The 19653-nt window shown below is 43.4% G+C and carries 18 protein-coding genes; 2 read left to right on the top strand and 16 right to left on the bottom strand.

Annotation, left to right across the window (positions count from 1 at the left end; all coding sequences use genetic code 11):
• Positions 1 to 5: 5 nt before the first annotated feature.
• Genes aroC through I6H78_RS08915 form a run of 5 tightly spaced genes read right to left on the bottom strand, consistent with a single transcriptional unit; the run spans position 6 to position 4949 of the window.
• Complete coding sequence (aroC, locus tag I6H78_RS08935; protein WP_198459462.1) at positions 6 to 1172, bottom strand: chorismate synthase; 1167 nt, start codon at positions 1170 to 1172, stop codon at positions 6 to 8.
• A gap of 9 nt (positions 1173 to 1181) precedes the next feature.
• Positions 1182 to 2249: a 3-dehydroquinate synthase gene (gene aroB / locus I6H78_RS08930; RefSeq protein WP_198459461.1), complete on the bottom strand. Its 1068-nt coding sequence runs from the start codon at positions 2247 to 2249 to the stop codon at positions 1182 to 1184.
• A gap of 18 nt (positions 2250 to 2267) precedes the next feature.
• Positions 2268 to 3122, bottom strand: coding sequence for a shikimate dehydrogenase (locus I6H78_RS08925; RefSeq protein WP_198459460.1), 855 nt, complete (start codon positions 3120 to 3122; stop codon positions 2268 to 2270).
• Positions 3112 to 3789, bottom strand: a complete 678-nt coding sequence (gene aroD / locus I6H78_RS08920; protein WP_000780376.1) for a type I 3-dehydroquinate dehydratase — start codon at positions 3787 to 3789, stop codon at positions 3112 to 3114. Before aroD ends, I6H78_RS08925 begins: the two co-directional genes overlap by 11 nt.
• On the bottom strand, positions 3786 to 4949 hold the full coding sequence (locus I6H78_RS08915; protein ID WP_198459459.1) for a class I SAM-dependent rRNA methyltransferase: 1164 nt from the start codon (positions 4947 to 4949) through the stop codon (positions 3786 to 3788). The genes aroD and I6H78_RS08915 overlap by 4 nt, the downstream gene beginning before the upstream one ends.
• 272 nt (positions 4950 to 5221) lie before the next feature.
• Between I6H78_RS08915 and I6H78_RS08910 the strand changes: the two genes are divergently transcribed.
• Positions 5222 to 6670 (top strand): alpha-amylase, encoded by a 1449-nt coding sequence (locus I6H78_RS08910; RefSeq protein WP_198459458.1) that lies wholly within the window; start codon positions 5222 to 5224, stop codon positions 6668 to 6670.
• Positions 6671 to 6757: 87 nt separating this feature from the next.
• Here the strand turns inward: I6H78_RS08910 and alaS are convergent, their stop codons facing one another.
• The 9 genes from alaS to budA form a co-directional block, all read right to left on the bottom strand.
• Positions 6758 to 9376, bottom strand: coding sequence for an alanine--tRNA ligase (gene alaS / locus I6H78_RS08905; RefSeq protein WP_198459457.1), 2619 nt, complete (start codon positions 9374 to 9376; stop codon positions 6758 to 6760).
• A gap of 20 nt (positions 9377 to 9396) precedes the next feature.
• Positions 9397 to 9882: an LURP-one-related/scramblase family protein gene (locus I6H78_RS08900; protein ID WP_000847083.1), complete on the bottom strand. Its 486-nt coding sequence runs from the start codon at positions 9880 to 9882 to the stop codon at positions 9397 to 9399.
• Positions 9883 to 10139: 257 nt separating this feature from the next.
• Positions 10140 to 11210: an ABC transporter substrate-binding protein gene (locus I6H78_RS08895; protein WP_198459456.1), complete on the bottom strand. Its 1071-nt coding sequence runs from the start codon at positions 11208 to 11210 to the stop codon at positions 10140 to 10142.
• On the bottom strand, positions 11207 to 11980 hold the full coding sequence (locus tag I6H78_RS08890; protein WP_198459455.1) for an ABC transporter permease: 774 nt from the start codon (positions 11978 to 11980) through the stop codon (positions 11207 to 11209). Before I6H78_RS08890 ends, I6H78_RS08895 begins: the two co-directional genes overlap by 4 nt.
• Positions 11977 to 12783, bottom strand: coding sequence for an ABC transporter permease (locus tag I6H78_RS08885; protein ID WP_000754114.1), 807 nt, complete (start codon positions 12781 to 12783; stop codon positions 11977 to 11979). Before I6H78_RS08885 ends, I6H78_RS08890 begins: the two co-directional genes overlap by 4 nt.
• Positions 12764 to 13921: an ABC transporter ATP-binding protein gene (locus I6H78_RS08880; RefSeq protein WP_198459454.1), complete on the bottom strand. Its 1158-nt coding sequence runs from the start codon at positions 13919 to 13921 to the stop codon at positions 12764 to 12766. Before I6H78_RS08880 ends, I6H78_RS08885 begins: the two co-directional genes overlap by 20 nt.
• A 159-nt stretch (positions 13922 to 14080) precedes the next feature.
• Entirely contained in the window at positions 14081 to 14986 is a 906-nt protein-coding gene (murB, locus tag I6H78_RS08875) for a UDP-N-acetylmuramate dehydrogenase (RefSeq protein WP_198459453.1), read from the bottom strand.
• Positions 14987 to 15097: 111 nt separating this feature from the next.
• The gene (locus tag I6H78_RS08870) at positions 15098 to 15850 is read right to left on the bottom strand and encodes a YhfC family intramembrane metalloprotease (protein ID WP_198459452.1); all 753 of its coding nucleotides are present in this window, start codon (positions 15848 to 15850) and stop codon (positions 15098 to 15100) included.
• Positions 15851 to 15859: 9 nt separating this feature from the next.
• Positions 15860 to 16591 carry an acetolactate decarboxylase gene (gene budA, locus I6H78_RS08865; RefSeq protein WP_000375405.1) on the bottom strand — a complete coding sequence of 244 codons (732 nt, stop codon included), beginning with the start codon at positions 16589 to 16591 and terminating at the stop codon, positions 15860 to 15862.
• A 145-nt stretch (positions 16592 to 16736) separates the two neighbouring features.
• Between budA and I6H78_RS08860 the strand changes: the two genes are divergently transcribed.
• Entirely contained in the window at positions 16737 to 18008 is a 1272-nt protein-coding gene (locus tag I6H78_RS08860; protein WP_198459451.1) for an aminotransferase-like domain-containing protein, read from the top strand.
• A gap of 19 nt (positions 18009 to 18027) precedes the next feature.
• On the opposite strand, the gene I6H78_RS08855 is transcribed toward I6H78_RS08860, so the two are convergent.
• Both I6H78_RS08855 and phoU read right to left on the bottom strand, forming a co-directional pair.
• Positions 18028 to 18843 carry an ABC transporter substrate-binding protein gene (locus tag I6H78_RS08855; RefSeq protein ID WP_125398176.1) on the bottom strand — a complete coding sequence of 272 codons (816 nt, stop codon included), beginning with the start codon at positions 18841 to 18843 and terminating at the stop codon, positions 18028 to 18030.
• A 155-nt stretch (positions 18844 to 18998) separates the two neighbouring features.
• Entirely contained in the window at positions 18999 to 19652 is a 654-nt protein-coding gene (gene phoU / locus I6H78_RS08850; RefSeq protein ID WP_000946469.1) for a phosphate signaling complex protein PhoU, read from the bottom strand.
• Between the last annotated feature and the right edge of the window lies 1 nt (position 19653).

The raw sequence follows: 19653 nt of genomic DNA, 5'->3' as shown, positions 1-19653 counted from the left end.
ACTCCTTAATAGTTCTTTGTATAGTCTCGGTGCTTGGCAACTGCCTCTTTTAATTCTTCAAGATTATCTGATGAGAATTTTTCAAGGATTTCTTGTGCCAGAACCGTTGCTACAACAGCTTCCATGACTACCCCAGCTGCTGGCAGAGCGGTCGGATCACTTCTCTCCACGGTTGCCTTGTAAGGTTCGTGGGTTTCGATATCCACACTCATCAATGGTTTGTAAAGAGTAGGAATGGGTTTCATAACACCACGAACAACAATCGGTTGCCCATTGGTCATACCACCTTCGAAACCACCCAGATTATTGGTACGGCGAGTATAGCCGTCTTCTTTAGACCAGAGAATTTCATCCATAACCTGGCTGCCTTTGCGGTAACCAGCTTCAAAGCCGAGACCAAATTCCACCCCTTTAAAGGCATTGATAGAGACAACTGCTTGGGCCAATCGCGCATCCAATTTTCTGTCCCATTGAACATAGGATCCAAGGCCAACTGGAACGCCTCCGACGACTGTCTCCACAACCCCACCAATGGTATCACCGTCACGTTTGATTTGGTCAATATAGTCCTTGATTTCTTGTTCTCGTTCTTGGTTGACAATAGAAACTTCAGACTGAGCAGCTCGTTCCTTAATCTCAGCGACTGTTAGATTTTCAGGAACATCGATTTCCTTGCCACCAAAGACCACGACATGATTAGCAATCTCCATATCCAGTTCAGTTAAGAGACGTTTGGCTACTGCTCCAACTGCTACTCGCATGGTGGTTTCACGAGCTGATGAACGTTCCAAAGAATTTCGTAAATCATCAAAACGATACTTGATCCCCCCTACCAAGTCGGCGTGACCTGGACGAGGATGAGTGATTTTTCGCTTGCTTTTGAGACGGTCTTCGATGTCTTCTGCAGACATGATGTCCAGCCATTTTTGGTGGTCTTTGTTGATGACATCCATGGTAATGGGAGCCCCTGTCGTTTTCCCGTGACGAACTCCCGAAGTAAAGACAACCTGGTCACTCTCAATCTTCATACGGCCACCACGACCGTAGCCACCCTGACGGCGTTTAAGGTCTCCATTAATATCCTCAGCTGTCAAAGGAAGTCCAGCGGGAATTCCCTCGATAATAGCTGTCAGACGGGGTCCGTGTGATTCTCCTGCAGTTAAATATCTCATACACTCTCCTTATTTTACCAAGTAGTCTTTCATCTCTTCCAGAGAAACTGGGTGAATGGTCGCTGAACCAAGCTCTGGTACCAAGACCAATTTCAAGGTATTGCCACGCGCTTTCTTGTCATGAGTCAAAGCTTGATAAAGCTTGTCAACATCCCAGTTTTCATAGTCAACAGGTAGTCCAAATTTCTGACACATCTCTGTAATGGACTGGGTTATTCCTTCTGACATGAGGCCTTTTCCCTCAGCAACCTTGGCAATCTGCACCATTCCCATGGCCACAGCCTCACCATGCATGACTTTGCCATAACCGGCAGTCGCTTCAATAGCATGGCCAATAGTGTGCCCAAAATTGAGGTAAAGGCGAACACCATTGTCCAACTCATCCTCAACCACCATCTTGCGCTTAACCTGACAAGAATGTTCAATCAAAGTCTCTGCATGTTCCAGAATACTCTCTACAGAACCATCTAGCTCCGTCAAGAGAGCCCACAGTTCTGGATCCTCAATCAAGCCATACTTGATGACCTCCCCCATTCCTTCAATCAGCTCTCTTCTCCCAAGAGTTTCAAGGACAAGCGGGTCAATCAGAACCCCATCCGGTTGGGCAAAGGTCCCCACCATATTCTTAGCAAAAGGAGTATTGACACCCGTCTTTCCGCCGATAGAAGAATCAACCTGAGCAGTCAAACTAGTCGGAATCTGAACAAAGTGAATCCCCCGCATATAGGTAGAGGTTACGAAACCAGCCAGGTCCCCAACGACACCACCACCTAGAGCCACGATTCCATCGCTACGAGTTAAACCTTGCTTAACTAGAAATTCATAGACCTTCTGAACAGTGGTTAAATTTTTTCGTTCTTCGCCTTCTAAAAAGTCAAAAACAGCTACCTGAAAACCAGCATCTTCTAGGCTGAGTTTAACCTTCTCTGCATAGAGAGAAGCTACATGGTTGTCGGTTACGATAACCACTTTTTGTGGTTGCCAGAATTCTCGCAACCATTGACCAGCCTGAGCCAGACAACCTTTTTCAATCTGAATATCATAAGGATGATGCGGAATATCGATTCTGATTTTCATAGTAGGGTCTCCTTTTCACTATTTATATTTTTCTGTTAAGGACTGCCAAATCTCATCTGTCGGCATTTCTTTACCTGTCCACAGTTGAAAAGCTTCAGCAGCTTGATAGAGCAACATCCCCAGGCCATTGACGGCTGGATTGCCCTGACTTCTAGCCCAATTCAAAAATGGCGTCTCAAAGGGTTGGTAAATGATATCTGCCACCAAGAGAGCCTCTGGTAAGACTATGCTTTCAGGAACTGGGGATGATTTGCCATCCATCCCTACACTGGTCGCATTGACGAGCAAGTCCGACTCGGCAATCCTTGATTGGAGTTCAGAAAGATCTTCTAAAGCATACAAGTCCACTTTAAATCCTGTTTGGTCCTGCAACTTATCTAGGTAAGGTCTTGTTTTTTCCATAGAAACTGAACGAACAAAGACTGAAATTTGACTGACGCCATCCAAAATGGCTTGTGCCAAGATTGATTTGGCCGCACCACCTGCGCCCAGAATGGTCATTTTCTTATCCGAGATTGTAAAAGAAGGCAAGCTCTTAAAAAATCCCTTGCCATCTGTATTATATCCAATTAACGTTCCGTCTTGATTAACAACTGTGTTGACCGCCCCAATCAAACGAGCCTCATCACTCAACTCATCCAGATAAGGAATCACTTGCTCCTTGTAAGGCATAGACAGGTTGATGCCAAACATCTGGTAACGGCGAATATTGGCGACTGTTTCTGCCAAATCACCCGCTTCAATCTCCCAAGCTACATAGGCACCATTAATAGCTGTCGCCTCAAAGGCTCTATTGTGGATGAAGGGTGAAATAGAGTGTTTAATGGGATTGGCAACAACTGCAGCTAAACGCGTATAGCCATCAAGCTTCATCCAAAATCTCCCTGATTTTCTTCATGTTTGATAGCGAAATCTGACCTGGGGCACTCGCTTCATCCAGACTAGCAAATGACCAACTTGAACCCGTCACATCTGAAGTAATACGTGATACCTTGCCCATTTTCCCCATGGAAATGGTCACGTACTCTTGCTCAGGGTTGAGTGTTTTAAATCCTCGAGTGTAATTCATCAGGTCTAAAACATCTTGCTCCGTATGGGCCATAACTGATACCTTGACCACTTTGGGAGAGAGACTGGTTAACTCAGACAAAATCTCCATCATGTTTTCAGGTGTCTCCTGGAAATTATGATAACTCAATACGAGATTTGGAAAATCCAACATTTCCTCAAAAACGTCCTTGTAGCTGAAATACTCAAAATCTACATAATCCGGCTGATAAAGCTGAGTAACTTCCTTAATGATTTGAACATACTCTTCTGAGGAAAGTTCGATTTCTCCTCCCTCAGCGCGGGTTCGAAGGGTAAAGACAAGTTCGCGTCCTGCAAATTTCTCAAAGATAGCGGGTGCTACCTGTAAAATAGCGTCCTTTGTAAGAAAGTCCGCACGCCACTCAATGATATCGGCATCTTCATACCTAGTAGCATCCAGTTCTTGCGCTTCTTCTAAACTTCTTGGCATTACTGAGACGACTAATTTCATTTACTAACCTTCATACTAATCACCTTGAGGTAATTACTGCTTTCATCTTTTTTATTATAGGCAAAGTCAGCTGGAAGACCATATTGGTTTAAGACCTGATATCTTCTTCCTGCAAAACCTTTATCAATTTGTTCTGTGAATTTCTGGCGGGAAACATTGGCAGCATTGGTACTGGCAATGATAATGCCTCCCGGATTTAAAATCTCTAGACTCTGGGAAATCAACTTGTGATAGTCCTTAGCTACAGAGAATGTTTGTTTTTTATTGCGGGCAAAGCTCGGCGGATCAAGAACAATCACATCATAGGTCAAGCCTTTTCTCTTGGCATACTTGAAGTACTCAAAGACATCCATGACGATAAAACGATGATTGTCCGTGCTGAGTCCATTTGCCTGAAAATGAGCTTCTGACAGCTCTCTGGACCGTTTGGCCAAATCGACAGAAGTCGTCTCACTAGCGCCTCCCATAGCTGCAGCAACAGAAAAGGCAGCCGTATAGGAAAACATATTGAGCAAGGATTTGCTCATTGCTAGACCGTCTACCAGACTCCCTCGAACCTCATGCTGGTCTAGGAAAATCCCTGTCATCAAGCCATCATTCATAAAGACTTGATAGAGCACGCCATTCTCAAGAACAGTAAAATCATCTAGCGCTTCCTCACCATAAACATGGGCAGACTCGTAGTCTAGACCTTTAAAACGAATCTTCTCATAAGCCCCCAAGACCTCAGGAAAAACTTCTTTAAAAGCCTTTACGATCAGCTCACGAATCTGGTAAACAAAGGAGTTGTACCAAGAAAATACAGCATAATCTCCATAGAGATCAATAGTCAGACCACCAAAACCATCCCCCTCTTGGTTAAAAAGGCGAAAGGCAGTAGTCAAGTCATCTTGATAATAAGGCTTTCTGGCTTCCTTGGCCTTACGAAACAGAATCTCAAAAAAGGCTTGATTGAAACGAACCTTTTCCTTACTGATGAACCAACCGATTCCCTTGTTCTGCTGGGAAAGATAGGCACTCCCTAAAAACTTCCCGTCTTGACTAAGAACTTCTACTGCCTGATCTGTCAGTTCAATATCTGTTAAATCACTTGCTTCCAAAAGAACTAGACCCTTAGCTAGCTTTTTTTCAACACGTCTGCTGACCCTAATTCTATTCATAGCTACTATTATAGCAAATTTTGTGACAATTCTCAAAAAAGAAACCGTTTAACCAGTTGTACTTTAGTTTACTGAGTGTCATTTTTATTAAAATAAGTTTATTCCATTTACTTTCTCGCCAAGATATTCTCTCCCTTGTAGTGGAAGGAGAGTTTCCACGCGCTAAAAATAGACAATTTCAGAAATGAGTATAGAATCTTGCGCAAACGTTTGCCTAGTTCTAAACTTTATGGTAGAATAAAACACAACATTGATAAGCAAGAGGAAAAACAATGCAAAATCAGACACTTATGCAATACTTTGAATGGTATCTGCCTCATGACGGCCAGCACTGGGCTCGACTAACAAATGACGCAGAGCACCTAGCAAGCCTTGGTATCAGCCATATCTGGATGCCACCTGCCTTCAAGGCAACCAACGAAAAAGATGTAGGCTATGGTGTTTACGATCTTTTTGACCTAGGCGAATTTCACCAAAAAGGAACTGTCCGTACCAAGTATGGGGTTAAAGAAGACTATCTTCAAGCCATTCAATCCCTAAAGGCACAGGGAATTCAACCTATGGCTGATGTGGTGCTCAATCACAAGGCTGCTGCCGATCATATGGAAGCCTTTCAGGTTATTGAAGTGGATCCTGAGGATCGTACTGTTCAACTAAGCGAACCCTTTACTATCAATGGCTGGACTCACTTTACTTTCGATGGCCGCCAAGATATCTACAATGACTTCCACTGGCACTGGTACCACTTCACAGGTACAGACTACGATGCCAAGCGCCGTAAATCTGGCATTTACCTGATCCAGGGAGACAACAAAGGCTGGGCAAATGAGGAATTGGTCGATAACGAAAACGGCAACTACGACTACCTCATGTATGCTGACCTGGACTTTAAGCATCCTGAAGTCATCCAAAATATCTATGACTGGGCTGACTGGTTCATGGAAACGACTGGAGTGGCAGGTTTCCGCTTGGATGCCGTTAAGCACATCGACTCCTTCTTTATGGGCAATTTCATCCGTGATATGAAGGAAAAATACGGTCAAGATTTCTATGTTTTTGGGGAATTTTGGAATCCAGACAAGGAAGCCAATCTAGACTATCTTGAGAAAACAGAAGAACGTTTTGACCTTGTCGATGTTCGCCTCCACCAAAACCTCTTTGAAGCTAGTCAGGCTGGAGCAAGCTACGACCTTCGTACTATCTTTACTGATAGCTTGGTTGAACTCAAGCCTGACAAGGCTGTCACTTTCGTTGACAACCATGATACTCAACGAGGACAAGCCCTTGAGTCTACTGTTGAAGAATGGTTCAAGCCAGCAGCCTATGCCCTTATTCTATTACGCCAAGATGGGCTTCCATGTGTCTTTTACGGAGATTATTACGGTATTTCAGGGCAATTTGCTCAACAAGATTTCAGAGAAGTTCTTGACCGTCTCCTAGCCATCCGAAAAGACTTGGCCTATGGAGAGCAAACAGACTACTTTGACGATGCTAACTGTATCGGTTGGGTTCGTTCAGGTGCTGAACATCAATCCCCAATCGCTGTCCTTATCTCCAATGACCAAGAAAACAGCAAATCTATGTTTGTCGGGCAAGAATGGGCTGACCATACCTTTGTTGACCTCCTTAAAAATCACCCAGCACAAGTTACAATCAATGCTGAAGGTTATGGAGAATTTCCAGTAGCAGCGGGTTCAGTCAGTGTCTGGGCAGCAAAATAAACCTATCAGGTACAAGCCAGATCCAACCGGGTTTGGCTTTTTTGTATGCACAAAAAGACCTACCCAAATGGATAGATCTTTATTGTCTTACAATTTACCTGCTACTGCATCCAACAATTCTTGGATTTTAGCTTGGTTGCTTCCTCCTGCCATGGCCATGTCTGGTTTACCACCACCACGTCCATCAACGATTGGAGCCAATTCTTTGATCAGGTTTCCTGCATGCACATCTTTTGTCTTGCTAGCTACTAGAACGTTCACCTTGCCACCAATTGCTGCAACTAGGACAACCACGTCAGAGTAGTCTTTTTGTTTCCAGTTATCCGCAAAGGTACGAAGAGCACCTGCATCTGATACAGAAACTTGACTCGCAATGTAACGGTGTCCGTTTGCTTCTTGAACATTCTTGAAGACATCACCTGCGGCTGCGGCTGCGGCTTTTTCCTTCAATTCTGCATTTTCTTTTTGCAATTGACGGAGTTGCTCTTGAAGACCTTCAACCTTGTGAGGCACTTCCTTGAGTTGAGGTGCTTTCAAGGTTGCTGCAACAGCTTTAAGAGCGTCTTCTTGTTCACGGTAGGCTTCAAAGGCTTCCTTACCAGTTACCGCCAAGATACGGCGAGTTCCTGAACCAATCCCTTCTTCTTTGACAATCTTGAAGAGGCCAATCTCAGAAGTGTTGCCAACGTGGGTACCACCACAAAGCTCGATAGAGTAGTCACCGATTGTAACAACACGGACTTCTTTTCCGTATTTCTCACCAAAGAGGGCCATCGCTCCCATTTCCTTGGCAGTATCAATATCTGTTTCAACAGTTTCTACAGCAATTGCTTCCCAAATTTTCTCATTAACTTGCTGTTCAATGGCGCGCAATTCTTCAGGAGTTACGGCTTGGAAGTGCGTAAAGTCAAAGCGAAGGAATTCAACTTCGTTCAGAGATCCTGCTTGTGTCGCATGGTGACCAAGGATATTGTGAAGGGCAGCGTGAAGCAAGTGAGTCGCAGTGTGGTTTTTCATGACACGGTGACGACGATTGCTGTCGATGGCCAAGGTGTATTCTTGATTCAAAGCAAGTGGTGCAAGAACTTCGACAGTATGAAGAGCTTGTCCGTTTGGTGCTTTTTGCACGTCCGTTACAGTCGCTACAAGGTTCCCTGCTGCATCCAAGATTTGACCGTGGTCAGCTACCTGTCCACCCATTTCAGCGTAGAATGGAGTCTCTGCAAAGATGAGAGAGGCAGTTCCTTCTGAAACAGCTTCTACTTCAGCATTGTCCGCTACGATAGCCACCAACTTAGAAGGCAATTGGCTGGCATTGTAGTTGAAGACACTTTCCACTGTAATGTTTTGAAGGGTTTCATTTTGCATTCCCATTGAACCACCTTTGACAGCTGACGCACGCGCACGTTCTTGCTGCTCTTTCATGGCTGCTTCAAATCCTTCACGGTCGACAGTCATCCCTGCTTCTTCAGCGATTTCTTCTGTCAACTCCACTGGGAATCCGTAAGTGTCGTAGAGTTTGAAGACATCTTGACCAGCAATAACCGTTTGGCCTTTTTCTTTCAAATCAGCTACAATGGTTTCTGCAAAGTGTTGACCTGAGTGAAGGGTACGGGCAAATGACTCTTCTTCGCTCTTGATGATTTTTTCGATAAAGTCACGTTTTTCAAGCACTTCTGGGTAATAGCTTTCCATGATTTTTCCAACAGTTGGAACGAGTTTGTAAAGGAAAGGCTCGTTGATGCCCAGTTTTTGACCGTGCATGGAAGCACGACGGAGCAAACGACGAAGAACATAACCACGACCTTCGTTTCCTGGAAGGGCACCATCACCGATAGCAAATGAAAGGGAACGGATGTGGTCAGCGATAACCTTAAAGCTCATATTGTCGCCATCTTGGTCATAAACCTTACCAGACAATTTCTCAACTTCACGGATGATTGGCATGAAGAGGTCTGTTTCAAAGTTGGTCTTAGCTCCTTGGATAACCGCCACCAAACGTTCCAAACCAGCGCCCGTATCAATGTTCTTGTGTGGCAATTCTTTGTATTCGCTACGAGGAACAGCAGGATCAGCGTTAAATTGTGACAAAACGATATTCCAGATTTCGATGTAACGGTCGTTTTCGATATCTTCTGCAAGCAGACGAATACCAATATTTTCTGGGTCAAATGCTTCTCCACGGTCAAAGAAGATTTCTGTATCAGGTCCAGAAGGTCCAGCACCGATTTCCCAGAAGTTGTCTTCGATTGGGATCAAGTGGCTTGGGTCCACTCCTACTTCAATCCAGCGGTTATAAGAATCCTTATCGTCTGGATAGTAGGTCATGTACAGTTTTTCAGCAGGAAAATCAAACCATTCTGGGCTGGTCAAAAGCTCATAAGCCCAAGTGATGGCTTCGTCACGAAAGTAATCCCCGATAGAGAAGTTCCCCAACATTTCAAACATAGTATGGTGGCGAGCTGTTTTTCCGACATTTTCGATGTCATTGGTACGGATAGCTTTCTGCGCATTGGTAATACGTGGGTTTTCAGGGATAATGGTTCCGTCAAAGTATTTCTTAAGGGTTGCTACCCCAGAGTTAATCCACAAAAGAGTTGGGTCATTTACAGGAACCAAGCTGACTGATGGTTCTACAGAGTGTCCTTTGCTTGCCCAGAAATCAAGCCACATTTGGCGAACTTGAGCACTAGATAGTTGTTTCATAATATCTCCTTATTACTTGTTTAATTTGATTGGCTTTCCAGCATCTCCACATAGTCAATCGCGACACAGAGGGAAATGACTAGGTCTGCATAAGAGTCTTCATAGACGGTTACGGTGTAAGTTGAGGTCAAATGGAAAATCTCTTTCCGAATTTCGGCAATCACTTGGTCGCGGTCATCCAGCAATTTGAAATTCAAATCCCAGATATTGCCCTCGATACGAAGCCCTAGATCATCAAACTCATACTTATCTCGAAAGAAGGTCAACTTCTTACGAATGACGAAATTGGAACCGTTTCGTAACTGGATAGTAAAGCGAGGAAGCAAAGTGAAAAATTCTTTACTAATCTCACTTACTTGCTCACCATAGGCGTCATAGATGGTAAAGGTCTTAGGAATTTGGAAGAAAGAGCCCTCTACCTGATAATTTACTACTCCTCTATCATCTTTAATATCGAAGCGTTCGCCTCCAAGACGAAACTTTTGTTTCACGAGAAATGTCTTCATAAACACCTCCAAAAATCAAAAGACAAGTCCATATCACGAAGGGCGAAAAACCGCGGTACCACCTTCATTCAATGAACTTGTCATTCTCTTATTCTTATGCAATTGTCTGATTGAGTAGCATGACTTCCTAGCTTAGATGGCTTGCAGCACCGCCAATTCTCTGGACTAAGACAACTGAAAATCAATTCTCAACTCTACTATTATATCGTTTTTTGGGTTCTGCGTCAACTGGAAAAGCCGACAATAAACCATCACTCCTACTTCCGATACATTTTAAACTGTAGGAAGAGATCGCTATATTTGCCTGTCCATTTATGGTCAAACTTCTCATAAACTTCTAGGTGTTTCATGGTATCAGCGTCTGGATAGAAGGATTTGTCTTCCTTGGTCTCCTCTGGGAGCATTTCCTTGGCTGGTAGGTTTGGTGTTGAATAACCCACATACTCCGCATTTTTCAGAGCATTTTCAGGTTTCAACATAAAGTTGATAAAGGCATAGGCGGCATCTTGGTTTTTCACGGTTTTTGGAATGACCATGTTATCAAACCAGAGATTGCTGGCCTCAGTCGGAACGACATACTTGAGATTAGGATTTTTCTCCAACATCTGGCTGGCTTCCCCAGAGAAGGTCACACCGATGGCCGCATTGTTCTGAATCATGTAACCCTTCATCTCGTCGGCTACAATGGCCTTGATATTTGGAGTCAATTTGTAGAGTTTGTCTACTGTCTCTTCCAACTGCTGAGGATCCTTTGAGTTGAGGCTGTAACCAAGTGAGTTAAGCCCGAGTCCCAGCACCTCACGCGCCCCATCAAAGAGCATGATGGAATCCTTGTATTCTGGCTTCCAGAGGTCATCCCAATGCTCAGGCGCCTCATCTACCATAGTTTCATTGTAGACAATTCCCAAAGTTCCCCAGAAGTATGGGATTGAAAATTTATTGCCCGGGTCAAAAGACTGGTTGAGGAACTCTGGTCCGATATTTTCGATTCCTTCAATTTTTGAATAATCAAGAGGAACCAAGAGATCTTCATCCTTCATCTTATTAATCATGTACTCACTTGGGATGGCAATATCGTAGGTCGTTCCACCTTGCTTAATCTTGGTATACATGGCTTCATTGGAATCAAAGGTCTCATACTGGACTTGAATACCTGTTTCTTCTGTGAATTGCTCCAAGAGTTCTGGATCGATATAGTCCCCCCAGTTGTAAATAACCAATTTCTGACTATCTCGGCTATTGATTTTACTATCTAGATGAGTCGCAATTCCCCACAAGACAAGGATAATCGCTACAATTCCTGCTAAAAATGAATAGAGTTTTTTCATGCTTGCTCCTCCTTCTCACGTGAAATAAAGTAATATCCAACAACTAGGATAATACTAAAGAGAAAGACGAGTGCAGACAGTGCATTAATCTCTAACGAAATCCCCTTACGAGCACGAGAGTAGATTTCAACTGATAGGGTCGAAAAGCCATTCCCTGTCACAAAGAAGGTTACGGCAAAGTCATCTAGCGAATAGGTGAAGGCCATGAAATAACCTGCAATGATAGAAGGTGTCAGATAAGGAAGCATGATTTCCTTGAACATCTGAAACTGGCTGGCACCAAGGTCATAAGCCGCGTGAATCATATCATCATTCATTTCCTTGAGACGAGGCAAGACCATCAAGACCACGATAGGGATGGAAAAGGCCACGTGACTAGATAGAACCGTCAAAAAGCCAAGTGAAAACTTAAGCTGGGTAAAGAGAATCAAGAAGCTGGCACCAATCATAACGTCAGGCGCAACCATGAGGATATTATTGAGTGATAAAAAGGCTTCTTGGTATTTCTTACGAGACTGGTATATGTAAATAGCACCGAAAGTCCCGATAATGGTCGCAATCAAGGCAGATAGAAAGGCCAAGAAAAAGGTTTGGGTGAGGATCAACATGAGGCGACCATCACCAAACATGGTTTTAAAATGGCTCAAGCTAAAGCCTGTAAAGCTGTTCATATCATCCCCTGCATTAAAGGCATAGCCAATCAAGTAAAAAATTGGCAAATAAAGGATGATAAAGACAAAGGCTATGTAGAGATTGGCAAATTTTTTCATCGTTCTCTCCTTTCCTTGGTCACCCACATGGTGATGAACATGGTCAGGATGAGGATTACACCGATGGTAGAACCCATTCCGTAGTTGTCATTGGTCAGGAAGTTCTGCTCAATAGCCGTTCCCAGCGTGATAACACGGTTCCCACCAATCAAACGTGTCAGCATGAAGAGACTCAAACTCGGGATAAAGACAGACTGAACCCCACTTCTCACTCCATTCATAGACAGAGGGAAAATAACATGGCGGAAAGTTTCCCACTTGGTCGCACCGAGGTCATAGCTGGCATTGATGAGATTGTTGTCCATATCGTCCAAAACATTGAAGATAGGCAAAATCATAAAGGGAAGCTCGATATAGCTTGCGACAAAAATAAAGGAGAAATCAGTAAAGAGCAACTGTTGCGAACCGATTCCGATAAATTCCAAGAATTGGTTAATGGAGCCATTTTGACCAAAAATCCCGATAAAGGCATAAGCCTTAAGGAGCAAATTAATCCAAGTCGGCAGGATGATCAGCATGAGCCAGAGTTGACGGTGCTTGAGACGGGTTAAAAAGAGGGCTGTTGGATAGCTGATAAGAAGTGTCACTAGAGTCACAATCCCCGCATAAAGCACAGAGTTGAAGCTCATTTTGAGATAGGTCAAGTTTTGTGATGCAAAGTAGGATTTGTAGTTTTCTAAACTAAACTGCCCTTCGATGTTGAAAAAGGATTGACCGAAAATCAAGACCAAGGGTGCGAGAACAAAGAGGGCAATCCAAAGCATGTAGGGCACTACAAAGAGTTTAGAGGTTGTTTTCTTCATCTCTTTCCTCCTCGATCGCGTTAATCAGACCTGCTTCTTGCTCTTCGATTTCTACGTACTCCTCGATACGAGCATCGAACTCTTCTTCGGTTTCGTTGAGACGCATGATGTGGATATCTTCTGGTTCAAAGTCCAGACCGATTTCTTCGCCCACAATGGCCTTACGAGTCGAGTGGATCATCCATTCATTGCCAAGTTCATCATAGGCGATAATCTCGTAGTGAACCCCACGGAAAAGCTGAGTATCCACCTTAACTTGGAGCTTGCCTTCTTCAGGAAGAGTGATTCGTAAGTCCTCTGGACGAATAACAACTTCCACAGGCTCATTTGGCTTCATCCCCCCGTCGACTGCTTCGAAGCGTTTACCATTGAACTCGACCAAGTAGTCCTCAATCATAGTTCCTGGCAAGATGTTGGACTCACCGATAAAGGTGGCAACAAAGTGGTTAATCGGCTCATCATAGATGTCCACAGGCGTTCCAGACTGAACAATCTCGCCATCGTTCATAACGAAAATCCAGTCACTCATAGCAAGGGCTTCTTCCTGATCATGAGTGACAAAGACAAAGGTAATCCCCAATCGTTGTTGCAATTCACGCAGTTCATACTGCATGTCTGTTCGCAATTTCAAGTCCAGCGCTGACAAAGGCTCATCCAACAAAACCACACGGGGTTGGTTGATGATGGCACGGGCAATGGCCACACGCTGACGTTGTCCTCCAGAGAGTTTACGAATGGAACGCTTCTCGTAACCTTCCAACTGAACCATCTTGAGAACTTCCGCTACGCGTTGTTCGATTTCTTTCTTGTTGATTTTACGCAAGCGGAGTGGAAAGGCAACATTTTCAAACACATTCATATGTGGAAACAAGGCATAGGATTGGAAGACGGTATGGACATCTCGTTTATTAGTTGGGATGTCGTTGATTCGCACCCCATCCAGTAAAATATCCCCTGTCGTCGCATCCAGTAAACCTGCAATGATATTTAGAATGGTTGATTTTCCTGAACCAGATGCGCCCAAAAGAGTGTAAAATTTCCCTTCTTCCAACTCAAAGTTAATGTCTTTGAGAACCTTGGTGTTGCTGTCTTCAAAAACTTTAGAGACGTTGTTGAATTCAATAATTGGTTTTTTCAATTGTCATAAATTCCTTCTTTTTCATAAATTAACAGATCAGGGCTCTGTCAGGCCGCTACTACCTCGTGTAGGAGATTAAACTGCCTACATACATTTTCACTAACGATAGGCTTTCACCCCCTTTACAATGGTTATAGCAGCAACTTTTCTACCCCAACCTTATTCCTTCTCACCCAAGATTCGGACTTCTCTCTCAAGGGTGACACCTGAGTGTTCCTTGACTTTTTCGATAACAGATTGGATCAAGTCTTCATAGTCTTTGGCCGTTCCGTCAGCAACATTGATCATGAAACCTGCGTGTTTTTCAGATACTTCCACACCACCGATTCGATAGCCCTTCAGGCCAGCCTCTGAGATCAACTGACCTGCAAAATGCCCAACTGGACGCTTAAAGACTGAACCACAAGATGGGTATTCTAGAGGTTGTTTGAGTTCACGTAGGTGCGTCAAGCGGTCCATTTCTTGCTTGATAACCTGATGATTCCCTGGAGATAGGGCAAATTTAGCTGACAAGACAATGGCCCCAGAATCCTGAATAGCTGAATGACGGTAACCAAAAGCCAAATCCTTGACTGACAAGGTCTTGATTTCCCCTTCCTTGGTCAAAATTTGACAAGACTGCAAGATATGAGCAATCTCTCCTCCATAGGCTCCCGCATTCATAAAGACAGCTCCTCCGATGCTTCCAGGAATCCCACAAGCAAACTCAAAACCAGTCAAACTATGACGGAGGGCAATACGTGTTGTTTCGATCAAGTTCGCTCCTGCTTCCGCTTCGATGGTATAGCCATCAACCGAAACGTTATTAAGCTTATCACACAAGATGACAAATCCACGGATCCCACCTTCACGAACGATGATATTACTAGCATTTCCTAGCACCATCCAGGGAATATTCTCTTGATTGGCAAATTGGACGACACGAGCCATCTCATAGCGATTGCGTGGCAAAACTAGATAATCCGCTCGACCTCCTACCTTGGTATAGGTATAGGTCTTCAAAGGTTCCTTAAAACGAATATCGATTCCTTCTAGGATTTCAAGTATTTTTTCTTTTACTAACATGTCACTCTTCCTTTTTCAAAATTCATTCCATTATACCATTTTTAGAGACATTTGACGACCATAAAAAGAGCTTGTTTTATCATTACATAAAAAAAGAGGTCACCCCTCTTTTTATGATTTTTTCCAAAATGTAGATTTTGTCAGCCAGATAAAGACTAAAAGTTCTACGAGAAGAACAAACTCAACTAGAAGCGGATTTGCAATCCATCCTACTTGAGATAAGGCTGGAGCCAAGTCAAACAAGGCATGCAAACCATAGGCAGCAAGGAGGTAGATCCATTTCTTTTGGCGGACACTTTGATAGACCCAGATGGAAAGACCGATTTGGAGAACTAAGGCAAGCACACGCTCAACTCCTAGTAAATAAACCTGCCATACAGAAAGAGACTGGACCGTTTCGAGTGTAGCCTTTGGAAGGAGATTGGCTACATCAGTATTTGAAGACTGGATGAGTGAAAAGAGGATCAAAAGACTGATCAAACTTCCCATTCCGAGATAGAGCATCTCCAAGCCCCCATGTCCCAAACCATAAGCCAAAGCATCTCGATCTTCTAGCTTTCTCTTTTTCTCCAACCATTTAAAAAAGACAAGACGAGCTGTTTCCTCAAAGAGGGCCGCCATAGCGATTCCATAAAGGACATATAAGAAAGGCTGCTCCTGCATAAGCGGAATGGTTCCATCTTTTTGCGGATGGAGTACCAGAAGGTGAACCATCTTCTCTAACACTTGAGAAGAAACAAAAAATGCGATTGCCCCCAAGCCCATCACTGCAAGAGAGATTTTAAACCGTTTTTTGGCATACCAAGTTCCACTTACTAGAATGAGAACCAAAGCGATCATGGTAAGGATAATATGTACTGTCATCTTTTTCTCCTATTCTGACTTATCAATATCTTTCTTCATCTCGTCAACGTTAAATTTGGCAAATAAATACTGGCGATCTTGGACTGGAAAACGTTGGTCCAACTGGTCGACTGCCCCAACCTCAATCATTCCTTCTTTGATAACAAAGTCCATCACATGCCCACCAAAGGTCAAATCATCTGAGATAAAATGCAAATGGTAGCCTGCAACACTCACCCCATGGAAAATTTCCGGTGTCCAAAATCCAACAATGGTTCCCGATACATTTTCACGGCTATATTCAGGTTGGTGAGTCGCGACATCAGCAAACTTGGTATCAGGAGTGGATTTAGGAATCATCCGTACGTGCATTTGTGAAAATTCGCCATGAATTTTGATGGAACGAAAAAGATTTTCCCCATCATAGTAGGACTCAATCCGCTTTTCTAATTCCTTATCCGTCATCTCAAAGCGCTGACGAAAAATCACTTCTGCCTGATGAGGAACCACTGCTGCATAGGGAATAAGGGCATCCGCTGCCACTTCAACGATTTCAGGCGTTTGACCAGACCCCTTGGCTTGATAAGCTTTGCCATCAAGGACAATCAACTCCCCGTCAATCGAATCCAAAGTCCCCAAACCAAGATCACCATGTTCCAGCAATTCTCCCACTGTCATGGTTCCACCATAGAGACCTGCCATTAGGGCACCTAGAGTATTGTATTGAAATAATTTAACCGGTTCCTGCACTTTTCTATCCATTCTCTTTCTTATCTTCTGTTCAATGAATCATCATACTTTCTAAGTATACCACATTTGCTCCTAGTTGTGAAAGGGAGAAATGCTTTTCCCATTGCAAAGGAGGCAAAAAAAAGGTACAATGTAACAAAATCAACGGAGGTCTGGAATGAAGAAAGAAAGTAAATACCAAGCAGTCGTTTCCTTTCTCAAAAAGGGGATCGAATCAGGAAAATTCCCAACAGGTAGCCGGCTTCCCTCTATCCGTCAACTGAGTCTGGACTTTCATTGTAGCAAGGACACTATCCAACGAGCCCTGCTGGAATTACGCCATGAACAATACCTCTATGCCAAACCCCAAAGTGGCTACTATGTTCTAGAACAAGGACCGCACCAAGACTTGGAAATCGAAGTCACTGACGAGCATGCTAGTGCCTATGACGACTTCCGACTCTGTGTCAATGAAACCCTGATAGGCCGAGAAAACTACCTCTTCAACTACTATGACAACCAAGAAGGGCTTGAGGAACTCAGACAATCTGTCCATCAACTTCTTTTCAACCAAGCCCTCTACTGCAAACCCGACCAACTGGTTCTAACATCTGGTACCCAGCAAGCTCTCTTTATCCTTTCTCAGATTAACTTTCCGAGCCAGGGAGAGGAGATTTTGGTTGAACAGCCGACTTACCACCGAATGAATCGTCTCTTGGTCGCCCAGGGATTGACCTACAGGACCATTGAACGCCGAATCGATGGGATTGACCTTGACGAACTGGAAAAACAATTCAAATCCGGGAAAATCAAGTTTTTCTACACCATTCCTCGCTTCCACTATCCTCTAGGTCATTCCTATTCTGATCAGGAAAAAAGGGCTATTCTGGATCTAGCAAATCAGTATGGTGTATATATCGTCGAGGATGACTATCTAGGGGACCTAGATCCTAGAAAGGGCCAAACCTTCCACTATCTGGATACTGAGGATCGGGTCATTTATATCAAGTCCTTCTCAACCAGTCTCTTTCCAGCCCTTCGTATTACCGCCCTCATTCTCCCAAATGCTCTAAAAGAGGCCTTTGTTTCCTACAAAAATATCCTGGACTATGACAGCAATCTCATCATGCAAAAGGCTCTTTCTCTTTACATCGATAGCCAGTTATTTGACAAAAATCGACTGGCCCGCCTTACCCTTCAAGAGAACTATCAGGCCCGGATTAAGGAAATACTTGAAAAAAACACCTGTCCCTTGCCCCACTATCCTCTACATGATGGCCTTCTCCTTGATTTGAGAAACTATCCTAAGATTGCCAGTTTGAAACACAGCTCACTCAAACTAGACTTTTTTGAGAAGGCTTATTTGGACACCTGCCCTTATCAGTTCGCCAAAGTCTCTCTCGAAAATCTAGAAGAGCTATTAGGATACATAAAAGCAGAATTGGATTAAAGTCCAACTCTGCTTTTTCTTATTGTTCAACTTCTGTTAGTTTCGCTGCCTTTTCTAGATACTTTTGATAGGTTCCGTCATCTTTCAGTTTTTGGATAACCTTATCTACTACTGCTTTCAAGTCTGATTGATCCTTCTTGATAGCAACGGCATTGGCTTCGCCATCTTTCATCGTCAAGTTAACAGATGCAACGACAAGGTCCGAGTTTTTACCTGCGTAGCTAAGAGCAACTGGTTCATCCATATGAACAGCATCCACTTTTCCAGCCTGCAACTCATTGACTGCTTCCCCCATATTGGTCAAGGATGTCAACTGGGCATTTGGCAATTGTTCCTTGACCATGGTTTCTGGCACAGTTCCCTTTTGAGCTGCGATATTGGCACTTGCGAGGCTTGTAAGATCCTTGTATTTGTCTAAATCGGCTTTTCTAACCAAGAAACTCATCTTATTTTCATAGTAAGGGATTGAAAAGTCAAAGACTTCCTTTCTCTCATCTGTAGCACTAATTCCTGCAATGGCCAAGTCAGCCTTTCCAGTTTGAAGACTGGTCAAGACATTGTCAAAACTCATGCTAGAGATTTCAAGTTTAACCCCAAGCTCGTCTGCAATTGCTTGAGCCATATCAATATCTGCACCAACCACTTGGTTTTTACCATCTACCAAGGCTTGGAATTCAAACGGCGTATAGTCTGGGCTGGTCGCAACAACTAGCTTCCCTTTTTGTTTAATAGCGTCCACAGCAGATTGAGAACTATCTGTTCCTGACTGGCAAGCTACTAAAACCACACTGGCAAGCATGCTACACACAACTAATATCCATTTCTTAAATTTCATAAATAAACGACCTTTCTGTTAATTCTGAATAATTATAACTCTTTTAAAAATAGTTGTCAACCCTTTTAGAGATTTTGATTGTAAAACAATTCTTTTCATAAAAAGAAGACTGATTTATTCTAATCAGCCTTTGTTCTGTATATTTAAACTGTTTCTTATAGTTCGACAATCTTACCTGTTTCAAAGTAAACAACCCATTCACAGATATTTTTAGCGTAGTCTCCGATACGTTCCAAGAAAGAAATGACCTGGAAGTAATCACGGCCTGTAACGATAGCTTCAGGATTTTTCCTAATTTCTTCTGTAGCCAAATCACGGATGCTATCAAAGTAATGGTTGATTTTTTCGTCCATCGCTGCTACTTCGTAGGCTTGATCCACAGAACCGTTGAGATAGAGATCTAGAGCCGCTTCGACGAAGTTTTTCACGTCGCGTCCCATCTTTTTGATTTCTTCTTCAACAGAAGGGATACGTTGCTCCCCCTTCATACGAATGGTCGCCTCAGCTATAGACACTGCATGATCTCCCATGCGTTCTACGTCTGACACTGCCTTGAGAACGGTCAAGACGGTACGAAGATCTTGCGAAACAGGTTGTTGAAGGGCAATCATTTCAAATGATTTCTTTTCCAACTTCACTTCGTATTCATTTACTTCTGCATCGTCTTCGATGACTTCTTTTGCCAAATCACGGTCATGCGTAACAAAAGCACGCACTGTACGATTGATCTGCGAGAGCACTTCTTGTCCCATAGCATAGAACTGGTTGTGCAATTTCTCCAAATCTTCTTCAAATTGAGATCGTAACATC

It is taken from the genome of Streptococcus oralis (assembly GCF_016127915.1).
In the GTDB taxonomy this organism is placed as follows: Bacteria; Bacillota; Bacilli; order Lactobacillales; family Streptococcaceae; genus Streptococcus; species Streptococcus oralis_BO.
This window is presented reverse-complemented; position numbering and strand designations above follow the sequence as displayed.

Excerpts from the sequence above, each read along its gene's own strand:
- aroC (WP_198459462.1), bottom strand. The coding sequence starts at position 1,172 with ATGAGATATTTAACTGCAGGAGAATCACACGGACCCCGTCTGACAGCT.
- aroB (WP_198459461.1), bottom strand. The coding sequence starts at position 2,249 with ATGAAAATCAGAATCGATATTCCGCATCATCCTTATGATATTCAGATT.
- I6H78_RS08925 (WP_198459460.1), bottom strand. The coding sequence starts at position 3,122 with ATGAAGCTTGATGGCTATACGCGTTTAGCTGCAGTTGTTGCCAATCCC.
- aroD (WP_000780376.1), bottom strand. The coding sequence starts at position 3,789 with ATGAAATTAGTCGTCTCAGTAATGCCAAGAAGTTTAGAAGAAGCGCAA.
- I6H78_RS08915 (WP_198459459.1), bottom strand. The coding sequence starts at position 4,949 with ATGAATAGAATTAGGGTCAGCAGACGTGTTGAAAAAAAGCTAGCTAAG.
- I6H78_RS08910 (WP_198459458.1), top strand. The coding sequence starts at position 5,222 with ATGCAAAATCAGACACTTATGCAATACTTTGAATGGTATCTGCCTCAT.
- alaS (WP_198459457.1), bottom strand. The coding sequence starts at position 9,376 with ATGAAACAACTATCTAGTGCTCAAGTTCGCCAAATGTGGCTTGATTTC.
- I6H78_RS08900 (WP_000847083.1), bottom strand. The coding sequence starts at position 9,882 with ATGAAGACATTTCTCGTGAAACAAAAGTTTCGTCTTGGAGGCGAACGC.
- I6H78_RS08895 (WP_198459456.1), bottom strand. The coding sequence starts at position 11,210 with ATGAAAAAACTCTATTCATTTTTAGCAGGAATTGTAGCGATTATCCTT.
- I6H78_RS08890 (WP_198459455.1), bottom strand. The coding sequence starts at position 11,980 with ATGAAAAAATTTGCCAATCTCTACATAGCCTTTGTCTTTATCATCCTT.
- I6H78_RS08885 (WP_000754114.1), bottom strand. The coding sequence starts at position 12,783 with ATGAAGAAAACAACCTCTAAACTCTTTGTAGTGCCCTACATGCTTTGG.
- murB (WP_198459453.1), bottom strand. The coding sequence starts at position 14,986 with ATGTTAGTAAAAGAAAAAATACTTGAAATCCTAGAAGGAATCGATATT.
- I6H78_RS08870 (WP_198459452.1), bottom strand. The coding sequence starts at position 15,850 with ATGACAGTACATATTATCCTTACCATGATCGCTTTGGTTCTCATTCTA.
- budA (WP_000375405.1), bottom strand. The coding sequence starts at position 16,591 with ATGGATAGAAAAGTGCAGGAACCGGTTAAATTATTTCAATACAATACT.
- I6H78_RS08860 (WP_198459451.1), top strand. The coding sequence starts at position 16,737 with ATGAAGAAAGAAAGTAAATACCAAGCAGTCGTTTCCTTTCTCAAAAAG.
- I6H78_RS08855 (WP_125398176.1), bottom strand. The coding sequence starts at position 18,843 with ATGAAATTTAAGAAATGGATATTAGTTGTGTGTAGCATGCTTGCCAGT.
- phoU (WP_000946469.1), bottom strand. The coding sequence starts at position 19,652 with ATGTTACGATCTCAATTTGAAGAAGATTTGGAGAAATTGCACAACCAG.